Genomic DNA, 12,875 nt, shown 5'->3' on the forward strand with positions numbered 1-12,875 from the left:
CCCTTCGCGATCTCAGACCATATCTTGAACAGGGATTGAAAGTCTTCCAACTGATGCATCCTCAAATCCAGAGGATTGGATTAATAACCAACCGCCTTAGTACTGCAAGAGAGGAATAAACAACTTCAAGGGTGACTGGTTTCCAGGCAGAACAGACAACACCTGAGCAAACACTTCATTGTTCCTCACGCTCCTTTGCAGGACCTTCTCCCCCCAGCTAGCACGTGGGAAACAATTCCCGCATGGCTGCACCGCCACTCCTGCTGGCACTGGATCAAGGCACCAGTAGCTCCCGGGCCGCGCTCTACGACGACCGTGGGTGTCCGATCGCCAGTGCCACTGCTCCTCTAGCGATCCAATACCCCGCTGATGGCTGGGTGGAACAAGACCCCATGGCCATCTGGGAGAGCCAGCGTCTGGCGATGAGCCGTCTGGAGCAATCCCTGACTCCAGAACAACGCAGTGCTGTCGTCGCCTGCGGCATCACCAATCAACGCGAGACCACCATTCTTTGGCGCCGCAGCGATGGGCAGCCCTGCGGCCCAGCTCTGGTCTGGCAAGACGGCCGCACAGCTGATCTCTGCGAGCGATGGAAGCAGGAAGGTCTGGAAAAGGAGTGGAGAGTACGTACGGGGCTTCTTCTGGATCCCTACTTCAGCGCCAGCAAAATCCACTGGTTGATCCAGAACGAGGGGGCAGCCCGCCGAGCTGCCAACCAAGAGGATCTCTGCTTTGGAACAGTGGAGAGCTGGCTGCTGTGGCATCTGAGCGGGGCCACTCGGCATTGCTCCGATATGAGCAACGCCAGCCGCACGCTGTTGATGGACCTCAAGCGCCGGGAATGGGTGGAACCGTTCTGCGCGCAGGCCCTGCTTCCGACCAGTGCCCTGCCGACACTGGTGCCTTGCCGAGGTGATTTCGGCGCAATCGCGCCAGGGCTGCCGTTCGCGGGCGTGCCCATCCGCGCGCTTCTGGGTGATCAACAGGCCGCCACTCTCGGGCAGTTATGCCTTGAGCCTGGCGAAGCCAAATGCACCTACGGCACCGGTGCCTTCCTGGTGGTGAACACGGGCAGAACGATCCGCCGCAGTGATGCGGGACTGCTCAGCACGCTGGGCTGGACGGATGAAGAGGGTGAACCGACGTATTGCCTTGAAGGCAGCTTGTTCAACGCAGGCACCGTTGTTCAGTGGCTGAGGGATGGGCTCGGCATCATCGAAACCGCCGATGAGATCAACCGGCTCGCCAATGGGGTGGAGAACTCGGGAGGCGTGATGCTCGTCCCGGCGTTCACCGGCTGGGGAACCCCCCATTGGGATCCAGGCGCCCGTGGGCTGCTGATCGGATTAACCCGGGACAGCGGTCGTGCCCAGATTGCCCGTGCAGCACTCGACGGCATCGCCCTTTCGGTGGCTGGCCTGGTGCAGCTTGCAGAGCAGTCGATCGGCCACAGCCTGGGCGAGCTCGCAGTCGACGGTGGAGCAGCAGCCTCGAATCCCCTTTTGCAGGCGCAGGCCGACAGCACAGGTCTGCGCGTGCGACGTCCAGCCCACCTGGAAAGCACCGCGCGGGGAGTGGCATTGCTGGCAGGCGTGCAATCGGGAGTGATTGCCGATCTCAGTGATCTGGTCTCAGCGCAAGAGCAGCAGACCGAGAGCTTCAACCCCTCGATGGGAACGGAAGAACGACAAGCCTGGCTTAAGCGCTGGAACGATGCTGTCGCACGGAGTCTTCACTGGCATGGATGACACCGCTTACGACCTTCTGATCATCGGTGGCGGAGCCAGCGGTGCTTGCGTCGCCTATGAAGCCGTCCGCCGCGGCCTGCGGGTTGCGCTGCTCGAAGCGAATGACTTCGCCAGTGGCACCAGCTCCCGTAGCACCAAATTGCTGCATGGCGGTGTCCGCTATCTCGAGCTGGCTTTCAAAACCGCTGACCGAGCGCAGCTGCGCCTTGTGAGGGAAGCCCTGCTGGAACGCGGACACTGGTTGCAGCAAGCTCCATTTCTGGCCCATCGCCTGGAGCTCGCGCTACCGACCGACTGCGTGATCGGGCAGCTCTACTACCGCCTTGGGCTCGGTCTCTATGACGCCCTGTCTGGCCAGGCAGGAATCGGCAACAGCAGACTATTAACGAAGCAGCAGCTGCAGGTTGCCCTGCCCCAGCTTCGTGACGACATTCGCAGGGGAGTGGCCTACAGCGATGGACAATTCGACGATGCTCGCCTGAATCTGCTGCTGGCCCTGACCGCCGAGCAGGCCGGTGCTGTCGTGAGGAACCGCATGCCAGTCGTCGCACTGGAGAAGAACAGCGACGGGCAGGTGTGTGGCGCCATCAGCGAAAACGCACGCGGGGAACGTCAGCGCTGGCGTGCACGCACGGTGGTCAATGCCACCGGACTGCATGCTGATGCGGTGCGACGCATGGCAGAGGGGGACTGCCGTGAACGCATGCTCACGAGCCGCGGTGTTCACATCGTGCTCAAGCAGAACCTCTGTCCTGAACGGATGGGACTGCTGCTGCCCTCCACCGATGACGGACGGGTTCTGTTCATGTTGCCGTTCTTCGGGGGCACGCTGGTGGGCACCACTGAGACTGCCTGCCCTCAGGAGCAGGCGGCACAGCCGTCCGATCAGGAGCAGACCTACCTGATCAACTATGTGAAGCGATGGTTCCCTGACATGGGTGACCCCGAGATCGGCAGCTGCTGGGCGGGCGGCCGACCGCTCCTCAAACCCGCCGATGCCGATCTGAACAGCAGCCGTGTCGTGCGGGAGCACGAGGTGGAGACCCTGCCGAGTGGATTGGTGAGTGTGATGGGCGGTAAATGGACCACCTGCCGTCCAATGGCAATCGACACGCTGGATGCCGTTGCCAAGCAACTGGACAGGCCCCTGCCACCTGCCAAAAGGCTGCCTTTATTGGGATCCGACGTCGATCCATCCAAGACCTCAGAACGACTGATGCAACAACGTCAGCAACTGAGCGATCTGCTTCCTGACTCCCCCTGGCTTCAGAACCAGATCGAGCACCTGGAGGGCAATCACGGGCTGGCTGCAGCCGAGCTGGTGAACGGATGGACGGTCTCACAACGGGAACCACTGAGCGACGTGATTCCAATCTGTGAGGGAGAGCTTCGCCACGCCGTCAACGCAGAACATGCTCATAGCGTCACCGATCTGCTGGCACGACGGAATCGTCTGGCCATGGTGAACTGTGGCGAAGCGAACCGCCTCACACCAGCGGTGAGGGCGATTCTTGAAGAGTGCGGCAGGGATGAGAGCTCAGCGCTTGCTTTAGATGCTTGAAGGCTGGGCTGGCTGCGTTCAAAGGGGTTGCGGGGCGTGCTCGGCCTCCGGCACATCCTCCACTTCAATAACGTCTTCCACCTCACCGATCAGCCACCAGCTGTATCCATGGGCAGGCAGATACACAAACCACGCCTCTGATGCAGGCGGGTATTCACAGCCCCAGAGCACCTCACGGGTTCGCTCACCGCGCCAGCGGCTGAGGTCGAGCCGCAGAGAGGCCCCCGCCGCAGACAGGTTGGCAGCCACCAGCACCGTCATCCCGCCATCACAGCGCACGTAGCTGATCACACTCGGATGGGTGCAGTGCAACAGTTCAAAGTCACCATGGCGAAGGGCAGGTAGCAGCCGCCGACAGGTGAGCATGCGCCGATGCCAGTTCAGCAGTGAGGCAGGGAACTGCTTCTGAACCTCCACATTCACCACGCGGTAGTCGTAGCCCGGAGAGGTGATCGGTGGGAGCACCAGCAGGGGATCGGGTGCTGTCGAGAACCCGCCGTTTCGTGCTGGAGTCCACGCCATGGGAGTGCGGTTGGGATCGCGATCTCGCAGTCCAGGCCAGTCCCCCATGCCCAACTCATCGCCGTAGTAGAGGCAAGGCATTCCGGGAAGGCTGTAGAGCAAAGCATGCAGAACCCGGTTGGAACCTGAATCGCCATTGAGGAGAGGGGCTAAACGACGATTAATGCCCCAGTTGAGCCAGTGCCCCTGACCTTGATGAAGACCAGCGCGAATGGTCTGAATCACCTGTTCGGGGACCAGATGGCCATCGCCCAGCCAAAGCTCGTCGTGATTGCGCAATGGCAGAGCCCACCGGCATCCACGCACGGTCTGCTGCGCCTCTTTCAGACAGGAGCACAAGTCTTTGACTGCACCACTGGCAATGGCAGCGAACAAATGGGCGGTTAAGACGAAGTTGAACGCTCCATGCAGCTCATCTGACATCAGATAAGGAGCGATCTCATCCAGGGGCTGAATGGCTTCCCCGAGCAGGAGCACATCACGGCCATGGGAATTGACCCGTTCTCGCAAACGCTTCAGAAACGCGTGCGTTTCAGGCAAACCTTCACAGCGGGTGCCTTCGGCCTCAAAAAGAAACGGCACAGCATCCAGCCGAAAGCCGTCCACACCTCGCTCGATCCAAAAATCCACCACATCCAGCATTGCCTCCTGGACGAATGGGTTGTCGTAGTTCAGGTCGGGCTGATGACGCAAAAACCGGTGCAGGTAGTACTGGCCAGCCACCTCGTCCCACTCCCAGTTGGACGACTCGAAATGACGGAACAGCACCGGAGCATCCGCATAACGATGGGGGTCATCGCTCCAGACATAGATGTCGCGTTCAGGACTGCCCTTTGGAGCCCAACGAGCTCGCTGGAACCAGGGATGCAGGGTGCTGGTGTGGTTCATGACCAGGTCCATCACCACTTTGATGCCCTGCCCATGCGCTGCAGTCAGCACCCGATGAAACGCAGAGAGATCTCCGAGGTCGGGATGAATCGCCTTGAAATCGGTGATGTCATACCCACCGTCCTGCAACGGTGACGGATAGATGGGCGTCAGCCAGATCGCTTCGACGCCGAGCCAGCGCAGATAAGGGAGACGGTTGGCCAACCCCTGCAAGTCACCAATTCCGTCGCCATTGCCATCGGCATAGCTGCGCACAATCAACTGATAGATGACGGCTCCGTTCCACCACGGCAGCTTCTGACTCATCAAGCCGATCACTCTCTCTTCGTAGTAAGCGCAATCGGCTTTGGCGTCATCCCCCCCTTGGCAACGGTTGATGGGATGGAATTGCGAGCATGACGTTCAGTAAGCGCCTGTTTCTGACGTCATGGCTCAAGCCGGCACAGCCACCGCGTTCAGCGATACCGATCTGCAACGGATGCGCGAACCCGTCCTGCAAGGCGTCACGCATCCGGAACGCTGGCGGCGAGAGCAACTGCGGCGCCTACGAAATCTCGTCACCGAGCACGAGTCGGCGATTCTCGAGGCACTCCATCAAGACCTCGCCAAACCTCCCCTGGAAGCCATGGCCGAGGTGGTGGCCCTGCTTCAAGAGCTCAATCTTGCTGAACGGCGTTTGCGCTCTTGGATGCGACCACATCGCGTTCGCGTCCCGATCGTGCAAAAGCCTGGTCGCGCCGAACTGATCCGGGAGCCCCTGGGGTGTGTTCTGCTGATCGGCCCTTGGAACCTGCCATTCAGTCTCACCCTGTGGCCCCTCGTGAGTGCACTGGCGGCCGGGAACACCGCCGTGATCAAACCGTCAGAACATGCTCCGGCCACTGCAGAGCTGATTGAACGGGTGATCCCCATGCACTTTCCACAGGACGTGGTCACCGTGGTCAATGGAGATGGAGACGTGGCCGCGAACCTGGTGCGTCAGCGCTTTGATCACATTTTCTTCACCGGTGGCGGACGGATCGGCGCGAAGGTTTTGGAGGGCGCTGCCGCCAACCTCACACCAGTGACGTTGGAATTGGGAGGGAAAAACCCGGCGATCGTCCTCAACGATGCCGATCTCGACGTGACGGCGCGGCGGCTGGTGTGGGGCAAGGGTTTCAATGCTGGACAAGCCTGCATCGCGCCGGATCACCTGTTCGTTCAGGAAAGTGTGCGCGAACCCCTGCTGAATGCAATCGCTCGGGAGAGGCTCAGGCTCTATGGCGAACAACCGCTTGATTCAGAGGATTTGTGCTGCCTTATCCACGACAGGCACTACAGCAGGCTGGAAGCGCTGTTGCGGGGTGCAGAAGCAGAAGGACGGGTGCTGCTGGGCGGCGAATTCGATCCTGAACGACGCCGAATCGCGCCCAGCCTGATCGCCGTGCACGACGACCATGACCCCTTGATGACCGATGAGCTGTTCGGCCCCCTTCTGCCCGTGCTCACCATCCCGAATCTGGATGCGGCCATCGAACACATCCAGAAACAAGACAAGCCCCTCGCCCTCTACCTGTTTGGCGGTGACACCAACCATCAGAAGCAGCTGCTGCGCCAAACCAGTTCAGGTGGAGTGTGTTTTAACGATGTGGTGATGCAGGCAGGTGTTCCTGATCTGCCATTCGGGGGGGTGGGCGCCAGCGGCATGGGTGCCCACCACGGCGAAGCTGGATTCCGCACCTTTTCCCATGAACGCTCCGTGCTGCGTCGCCCGTTCTGGCTCGATCTCCCCCAGCGCTATCCCCCGTACACGCTGAGCCCAGACACATTTCGTCGTCTGCTGAGCTGAGCATCCTGAGGCCATCGCCGGACAGAGACTGGCATCAAGCCAGAGGCACCTTATGGTTCGCCCAGCCACCGGAGACGCATGCGCCGCACCCTCCTCACCATCTTGACCGTGATGGCCCTTTCGCCCCTGGCAGGCCATGCGGCGTCTGTCACTGTCAAACCAGGTGAGACTCTGTCCGACATTGCGGCTCGCTACGGCGTCTCCATCAACAGCCTGATGCGCTTGAACGGACTGCGCGACCCGAATTTCGTGCAGGTCGGCCAGCGGCTGCAAATTCCCGGAGCGGTCAGTGCTGGCTCTGGCCGCCACACTGTGCGATCCGGCGACACCCTCAGCCAAATCGCTGTTCAGTATCGCGTCACGGAACGTCAGCTGATTGTGCTGAACGGCTTGGCGAGTGCCGATCACGTGGAAATCGGCCAAACCCTAAAACTGCCGAGCAATGCAGTGCTTCCACAACCCGCACCTCAGGCAACTGCGCGCGTTCAACCCGTCCCGATCAAGGCCAATCCCAACGCCACCTCCCACACGGTGGCGCGTGGTCAGACGCTCACGCAGATCGCCAAGGCTTACAACATCCCGATGGCGTCCTTGATCAGCATCAATGCCATTGCCAATCCGAATCAGGTGAAAGTGGGCACCCAATTGATGCTGCGCTCGAGCCAACCCGAGGTGGACACCACATCGGCCGCCGGAGATTCCGTGCCAGCCGCGCAAGCATCTGAGAGTTCACAGGACACGGTTTCCAACACGACATCTCAGAGCCAGCCTGACTCTGAGCCCCAGGCCAACCAACCTGTGGTGGAGGAGACGGTGACGACAGACACCGTGATCACAGAAACCATCGAGAAAGAACCGGTGGCGACCGCTGCTGCCAGCCAGACTGGAAACACCAGCGCCCAGCCGAAGCAGGCCGCTTGGAGAACCTATGGCCCCCTCCAAGTCGACTGGGGCAACTGGCAGTCAATGGCTGGCAGCGAAGTGGCACCCACCCTCAATGGCGAGGGACAGTCCTTTTATGTTGCCGTGAATTGTTCAGCGAAAAAAATCAACGTGACGGGCGCCAACGGCATGTGGAAGAACTGGATCGCACCACAGACTGAGTTTGAACGCGCCCTTGTGAAGGATCGCTGCGCTGCCATTAAGAGCTGATCAGCACTCAGGCTGCCCAATGCAAAGGCCAGGGCTTACGCAGAAAGCGTCGGCCACTGTCCTTGAGATACAGCCTCTGACTGCCGTCGTTGCTTTCGTGGATGAGTTCTTCCTGCACCAATCGTCGGGTTAACCAACCCCAGTGGGGTGCACGACCTTCCTCCAGGTTGAGACGCTCGCTCAAGCTGCGTGCATCCGTTCCGTGCTCTTGAGCGAGGCATTCGAGCACCGCTTTGGCTTCATCCGACCAATCCAAGCGTGGAGCCTGAGAAAGACATCGATCACAGCGGCCGCAGGGAGGCACCAACTCGCCAACTGACAGCAGAAGCGATTGCTCGCGGCAATACTCGCCTTCGGCCACAGCTTCCATGCGACGCAACTGCTGTTGCGCCAGTTCAATCCGCCGCGCTTCTTCAACGGCATCCGTCCCTGAGGTGCGCCTCAGAGCACTCTGCATCGCCCAGCCAAGGCTGGTGCGGTCCCGGGGTGAGAAAAGAACCAGGCAATGGGCTGGGAGGCCATCACGCCCGGCACGCCCGGATTCCTGCAGATAGCCCTCAGGAGTGCTGGGCAAATCCAGATGCAACACCAGGCCGACATCAGCTCGGTCCACACCCATCCCAAACGCCACGGTGGCCACCAAGACAGGGGCCTCGGCCTCGAGAAAATGCGCTAATGCGCGATGTCTCACATCTGGCTCAAGACCAGCGTGGTAAGCGATGGCCTGAACACCACTGGCACAAAGGCGTTCCGTCCATTGCTCCACAGACCGTCGCGTGCGCGCATAAATCAGACAGGCGCCCCGAGCCTGCTGAAGGGCCTCCAGAACATCGGGCAACGGATCCTTTGCCCGACGACGCATGGCGTAGTGCAGATTCTCGCGGCGAGCGGAACCGACCTGAATCAGAGGACGCCTCAGATGCAGAAGGCGCAGGATGTCGGCCCTGACGCGAGGTGCGGCGGTGGCACTGAGAGCCACCATCGGCACCCCCGGGCACAAATCTCTGAGTTGACCCAGACGGCGATAGTCGGGCCTGAAGTCGTGCCCCCAGGCGCTGATGCAATGGGCTTCATCCACTGCAAAAGCAACCAACTGACTCGTTGCGGCGTGCTCCTGAAGGATGGATCGCGTCGCTTCTCCCTGCAGTCGCTCGGGGGCGAGATACAGCAGTCGGAGATCACCATCGGAAAGCTGGCGCAAGATCTCACGGCGGCGGTCGGGCTCGATGCCACCGTGGAGACACGCCGCCGCAATATCACGACGATGCAGCTGCAGCACCTGGTCCTCCATCAGGGCGACCAGGGGCGAAATCACCACCACAAGCCCTGAGCGCACTAGGGCGGGCAATTGATAACAAAGAGATTTACCTCCGCCGGTCGGGAGCACTGCGAGACAGTCCTGGCCTCGCAACAAACACTCGACCACGGGACGCTGCCCAGGGCGAAAATCCTCCCAGCCGTAATAGCGTTCCAACGCATCCAGCAGTAGATCCAAGACACACCACGGATGGCGTCCTCAGCTTACTGAGCACTAGATCTAGTGAATCGGTGGGGGATCCAGCTGGTCAGCCGATTCCTCCACCAACTGCAGCCGAACGCGCTTCCCTCCCGCCAGCTCACCCAGCGAAACGCGGAGCGTGGCTCCACTCAAGCTTTGCAGCGCAGAAAGAACATCCCGTAGATAAGGCGTGCTGCTGCCGCTCTCGACCCAAAGACGCTCTTGCAGGCCTCCCAATCGGCGCCAAGACGTATGCAGTTTGAGAACTGCCGATTCCAGAGCCTGGGCCTGACCGACGGCATCGGCGAGGAGGCCGAGGGCATCCAGACGCTGCGCTTCCTGCATGGCCTTTTCCAGATCGAGCTCACCCTGCTGGAAGGCACGCACCGCCTCACCGGATTCGGTCGCCTTGGTGATCCACCGCGCTGTGTGTGTCACATCTTTGATGCGATCAAGCTCCGGTTCATCGCGAAGCACCTTGCGCAGTTCGTCTTGCTGTGGCTCAGGCAATTTCGCCAGCTCACGGACCAGGGGCGCCACAACCTTCGGTGGAAGGAGATTCTCCTGGGTGCGCTGACGAATTTCCTCAGGAAGCAGGGGACTGGTGGCTGCGGTGAACTCATCCGTGAGACGTCGCACCTGTTTGCGGGTGATCTCCTGGCCCTCATTGGCTGCTTCCGAGATCATCAATTGCACTTCGGGAGCCGCCTGTGCAGTTTCCATGAAGGCCCGCTTGGAGAACTGATTAACGCTGCTCTCTTCCAACATGCCGTCACCCAACATGTCCTGGGCGGACTCCGCCAGCTGAATCAAGCCGTAGGCACGGGTCTTGCTGATCTCTCGCTCGCGCAACCACTGCAGGAACCCGGCACCACGACCCTCTCCGCCACGCTTTTCGCGATCGCGCACAGCCTTGAGGATGCGTCCGCGCCAGATTTCCGTTTGCAGATCGAACTTGTCACAGACCGCCCAGGCCTGTTCAAGCCGAGCCAGAAACTCCATGGTGCTGATGTCGTCCTGGTCTGGATCGGGAAGATCCAGCTCCAGCACAGGAGGCTCAGGTTGTGTGGGTAGCAAGGTCAGCAACGCACCGAAGGCTGGATGCTGCCATGGCACACCACAAGGTCTTCAATTGCTGGACGACATTGTGTGTCACTCAATCCCTGAAGGGGAGACACGGCGATACGCTCTGCATGCAGCCGAGTTCCAGCGCAGCGATGGCGATCTCCCGCGGTGACATGGTGCGCATCAAGCGCCCTGAGTCTTACTGGTTCAACGAAGTGGGCAAGGTGGCGTCCATTGACACCTCCGGAATCCGCTACCCCGTTGTGGTCCGTTTTGAACAGGTCAACTACAACGGCCTGCAGGGCACAGACGGTGGCATCAACACCAATAACTTTGCGATGTCCGAACTCGAGCCCGCTTGAGTCTTGCCGGAACTTCCGGAAGTTGAGACGGTTCGCCGGGGACTGGCGAGCCATCTCCACTCATTCGTGATTCAACAGGTTGAGATCCTTCGTGAACGGGCCGTGGCCAGCCCGGGAGGAGTGAACGCGTTTTGCAATGGCCTCCGAGGCCAAAGCGTCGGCGAATGGACGCGTCGAGGCAAGTATTTGATGGCCTCTCTCCATCAACAAGGGACGCATCGAACCAGCGGCGTCTGGGGGGTTCATCTCCGCATGACCGGCCAGTTCCAGTGGCATGACGAGCCCAGTGATCCCTGCAAACACACCCGTGCCCGTTTCTGGAACGAGCAAGGTCAGGAACTGCGTTTCGTCGACATGCGCAGCTTCGGCGAAATGTGGTGGGTGCCCAGTGGCACCACCATCGACTCCGTGATCACTGGCCTGAAACGACTGGGTCCAGAACCATTCAGTGATGCTTTCAGCGCCAGCTACCTTCAACGCGAATTGAAAGGATCCACACGGTCCATCAAAGCGGCGCTCCTGGATCAATCCCTGGTGGCAGGCACTGGCAACATCTATGCCGACGAGAGCTTGTTCGTCGCCGGGATCGCACCACACACACCCGCTGGTCGTCTCAGTCGCCAACAACTGGAGAAACTCCGCGACAGCCTGGTTCATGTGCTGGAGATCAGCATTGGCGTGGGCGGAACCACCTTCAGCGACTTCCGTGATCTGGAAGGCGTCAATGGAAACTACGGAGGCCAAGCCGCTGTCTACCGTCGAACCGGCAAAGACTGCCTGACCTGCGGAACACCTATTGAACGGATGAAACTGGCGGGGCGCAGCACCCATTGGTGCCCAACATGTCAGAGCTAGGCAACGCATGCGATAGGACATGAATGGATTGCCAAGCCCTCGGTCAATGTCTGCTGATCACCAGGCGAGTGCACTGATCACCACCATGCGAGCCCTGCACCGGAGAGGCTGGTGCGACGGAACAGGCGGAAATTTCAGTGTTGTGACCGAGCGGGAACCGCTGCAGCTGCTGATGGCGCCCAGTGGCGTCGACAAAGGCGCTGTCACCGACAGTGATCTAATCGTTGTGAACGCCGCAGGGGACGTGGTGAACGGCAACGGACGCGCCAGTGCCGAAACGCTGTTGCATCTGCGCATTGTTGATCAATGCAATGCAGGCGCCGTTCTCCATACCCATTCGATCAATGCCACATGGCTCTCCAGACGATTTCTAGATCAAGGATGTCTTGTGTTAGAGGGCTGGGAAATGTTGAAAGGACTGGAGGGAGTCAACACGCACGCCACCAGCATTGAGCTTCCCATCGTCAACAATGATCAGGATCTAACAACCCTGAGTGAAACAGCAGGTCAACGGTTGGAGCAGGCACCTTATGGCTTGTTGGTTTCGGGTCACGGCCTCTATGTCTGGGGATCTGATCTTCAGCAGGCACGACGCCATACTGAAATCCTTGAGTTCCTACTGGAACTCGTATGGAGACAAACACTCGTCACAAACAACTCGTGATTCAAGTCATCCTGCTGGATATCGAAGGAACCACATGCCCAGTGGATTTCGTTACAAAAACACTCTTTCCCTATGCACAAGCGCACTTAATGCAAACCCTTGAAAGGGGAACAAACGAGCCAAGAATTGCCAACATCATCCAAGAAGCCATCGACGAATGGCATCAAGATTTAGATCCAAGCTGTCAGCAGATGCTGAGTAAAGCGGATCAAAGGTCGCCGTCGAATGCACAACTTGCCGAATACCTTAATCATCTGATCAAATCAGACAGAAAATCTTCTGCTCTGAAAGAACTTCAGGGAATCATCTGGAAACAAGGCTATGAATCCAGCGAACTGAAAACACCCTTGTTCGATGATGTTCTGCCAAGCCTCAATGCATGGATTCAGAAGGGAATAACACTAGCTGTCTATTCATCAGGCAGCATCCAAGCACAGAAATTGCTCTACATGCACACAAAACAGGGAAATATTAGCGACCGATTTAGCCATTGGTTTGACACACGTACGGGTCAAAAATTAAAAACCAAAAGCTATCGAAAGATCTGTCAAAGTCTCAACACAACAGAAAAGTCTGTGCTGTTCATCAGTGATCATCCCGGGGAGTGCGATGCAGCTCACTCCGCAGGACTACGCACCAACTTCTGCTATCGACCCGGCAACCCCCATCAGAACCCGGGCCAGCATCGTTTGATTCAAAGCTTCCGCGAGCTGATGCCATAACCCTGGCCTT

The 12,875-nt window shown here is 59.3% G+C and carries 11 protein-coding genes; 8 read left to right on the plus strand and 3 right to left on the minus strand.

The window, feature by feature from the left end:
- Positions 1 to 242: 242 nt before the first annotated feature.
- Together glpK and SynA1825c_RS11450 are read left to right on the plus strand one after the other, a co-directional pair.
- Complete coding sequence (gene glpK, locus SynA1825c_RS11445) at positions 243 to 1,748, plus strand: glycerol kinase GlpK (RefSeq protein WP_186469404.1); 1,506 nt, start codon at positions 243 to 245, stop codon at positions 1,746 to 1,748.
- Complete coding sequence (locus tag SynA1825c_RS11450; RefSeq protein ID WP_186469405.1) at positions 1,741 to 3,309, plus strand: glycerol-3-phosphate dehydrogenase/oxidase; 1,569 nt, start codon at positions 1,741 to 1,743, stop codon at positions 3,307 to 3,309. The genes glpK and SynA1825c_RS11450 overlap by 8 nt, the downstream gene beginning before the upstream one ends.
- A gap of 18 nt (positions 3,310 to 3,327) precedes the next feature.
- Here SynA1825c_RS11450 and SynA1825c_RS11455 read toward each other — a convergent pair whose 3' ends face one another.
- Positions 3,328 to 5,025: an alpha-amylase family protein gene (locus SynA1825c_RS11455; RefSeq protein WP_186469406.1), complete on the minus strand. Its 1,698-nt coding sequence runs from the start codon at positions 5,023 to 5,025 to the stop codon at positions 3,328 to 3,330.
- A 121-nt stretch (positions 5,026 to 5,146) separates the two neighbouring features.
- Between SynA1825c_RS11455 and SynA1825c_RS11460 the strand changes: the two genes are divergently transcribed.
- Positions 5,147 to 6,547: an aldehyde dehydrogenase family protein gene (locus tag SynA1825c_RS11460; RefSeq protein WP_186469407.1), complete on the plus strand. Its 1,401-nt coding sequence runs from the start codon at positions 5,147 to 5,149 to the stop codon at positions 6,545 to 6,547.
- 78 nt (positions 6,548 to 6,625) lie between these two features.
- Positions 6,626 to 7,699, plus strand: coding sequence for a LysM peptidoglycan-binding domain-containing protein (locus SynA1825c_RS11465; RefSeq protein ID WP_186469408.1), 1,074 nt, complete (start codon positions 6,626 to 6,628; stop codon positions 7,697 to 7,699).
- Between the two features lie 7 nt (positions 7,700 to 7,706).
- Here the strand turns inward: SynA1825c_RS11465 and SynA1825c_RS11470 are convergent, their stop codons facing one another.
- Complete coding sequence (locus SynA1825c_RS11470; RefSeq protein ID WP_186469409.1) at positions 7,707 to 9,194, minus strand: ATP-dependent DNA helicase RecQ; 1,488 nt, start codon at positions 9,192 to 9,194, stop codon at positions 7,707 to 7,709.
- 42 nt (positions 9,195 to 9,236) lie between these two features.
- The gene (locus SynA1825c_RS11475) at positions 9,237 to 10,313 is read right to left on the minus strand and encodes a hypothetical protein (RefSeq protein WP_255478380.1); all 1,077 of its coding nucleotides are present in this window, start codon (positions 10,311 to 10,313) and stop codon (positions 9,237 to 9,239) included.
- Positions 10,314 to 10,414: 101 nt separating this feature from the next.
- Between SynA1825c_RS11475 and SynA1825c_RS11480 the strand changes: the two genes are divergently transcribed.
- Genes SynA1825c_RS11480 through mtnC form a run of 4 tightly spaced genes read left to right on the plus strand, consistent with a single transcriptional unit; the run spans position 10,415 to position 12,865 of the window.
- Entirely contained in the window at positions 10,415 to 10,624 is a 210-nt protein-coding gene (locus SynA1825c_RS11480) for a photosystem I reaction center subunit IV (RefSeq protein WP_186469410.1), read from the plus strand.
- A 3-nt stretch (positions 10,625 to 10,627) separates the two neighbouring features.
- Positions 10,628 to 11,479: a DNA-formamidopyrimidine glycosylase gene (locus tag SynA1825c_RS11485; protein WP_186469411.1), complete on the plus strand. Its 852-nt coding sequence runs from the start codon at positions 10,628 to 10,630 to the stop codon at positions 11,477 to 11,479.
- 46 nt (positions 11,480 to 11,525) lie between these two features.
- Positions 11,526 to 12,143 (plus strand): methylthioribulose 1-phosphate dehydratase, encoded by a 618-nt coding sequence (mtnB, locus tag SynA1825c_RS11490; protein WP_186469412.1) that lies wholly within the window; start codon positions 11,526 to 11,528, stop codon positions 12,141 to 12,143.
- Positions 12,140 to 12,865 carry an acireductone synthase gene (mtnC, locus tag SynA1825c_RS11495; RefSeq protein WP_186469413.1) on the plus strand — a complete coding sequence of 242 codons (726 nt, stop codon included), beginning with the start codon at positions 12,140 to 12,142 and terminating at the stop codon, positions 12,863 to 12,865. The genes mtnB and mtnC overlap by 4 nt, the downstream gene beginning before the upstream one ends.
- The last annotated feature ends 10 nt before the right edge of the window (positions 12,866 to 12,875 follow it).

The organism is Synechococcus sp. A18-25c (genome assembly GCF_014280035.1).
Classification (GTDB): domain Bacteria; phylum Cyanobacteriota; class Cyanobacteriia; order PCC-6307; family Cyanobiaceae; genus Synechococcus_C.

What these genes read in the sequence shown, in the direction of transcription:
- SynA1825c_RS11465 (WP_186469408.1), top strand. Translation starts at nt 6,626, where the DNA reads ATGCGCCGCACCCTCCTCACCATCTTGACCGTGATGGCCCTTTCGCCC.
- SynA1825c_RS11460 (WP_186469407.1), top strand. Translation starts at nt 5,147, where the DNA reads ATGGCTCAAGCCGGCACAGCCACCGCGTTCAGCGATACCGATCTGCAA.
- SynA1825c_RS11455 (WP_186469406.1), bottom strand. Translation starts at nt 5,025, where the DNA reads ATGAGTCAGAAGCTGCCGTGGTGGAACGGAGCCGTCATCTATCAGTTG.
- SynA1825c_RS11450 (WP_186469405.1), top strand. Translation starts at nt 1,741, where the DNA reads ATGGATGACACCGCTTACGACCTTCTGATCATCGGTGGCGGAGCCAGC.
- glpK (WP_186469404.1), top strand. Translation starts at nt 243, where the DNA reads ATGGCTGCACCGCCACTCCTGCTGGCACTGGATCAAGGCACCAGTAGC.
- mtnB (WP_186469412.1), top strand. Translation starts at nt 11,526, where the DNA reads ATGTCTGCTGATCACCAGGCGAGTGCACTGATCACCACCATGCGAGCC.
- SynA1825c_RS11480 (WP_186469410.1), top strand. Translation starts at nt 10,415, where the DNA reads ATGGCGATCTCCCGCGGTGACATGGTGCGCATCAAGCGCCCTGAGTCT.